Here is a 324-nt window from a genome sequence, read left to right on the forward strand (position 1 = left end):
GGCGCGCCAACAGTCGCGGTGTAAGTGACGGTACCGCCTTCAGCTGCCGCTTCAGTCGCGGTCAGTTTCACCGTAGTGGTATCGATGGTGTCGGTGACTTCGGTCACGGCCGGAACAGTGCTTGGCACCAGGTTTTCGAAGTTGCCACCGGTGGCGGTCGAAATGGTCGTTTCGACTTTGCCGGCGTCTTTGTAGACGTCGTCTTTCGGCGCATCGACGGTCACGGTACCGGTGGTTTTACCGGCCTCGATGGTGATGACGGCACCGTTCGACAGGGTTACGGTCACCGGCGTACCCGCCGGGTTGGTCAGGGTCGCGGTGTAG

1 protein-coding gene is annotated in these 324 nt (G+C 61.4%); it reads right to left on the reverse strand.

What is annotated here, in order from left to right:
• The coding region (locus ACTJK9_RS29605) for an immunoglobulin-like domain-containing protein (RefSeq protein WP_440817871.1) at nt 1-324 on the reverse strand (324 nt) is incomplete at both ends.

The sequence above is a fragment of the Pseudomonas sp. 22082 genome (assembly GCF_052046055.1).
Classification (GTDB): domain Bacteria; phylum Pseudomonadota; class Gammaproteobacteria; order Pseudomonadales; family Pseudomonadaceae; genus Aquipseudomonas; species Aquipseudomonas pharyngis.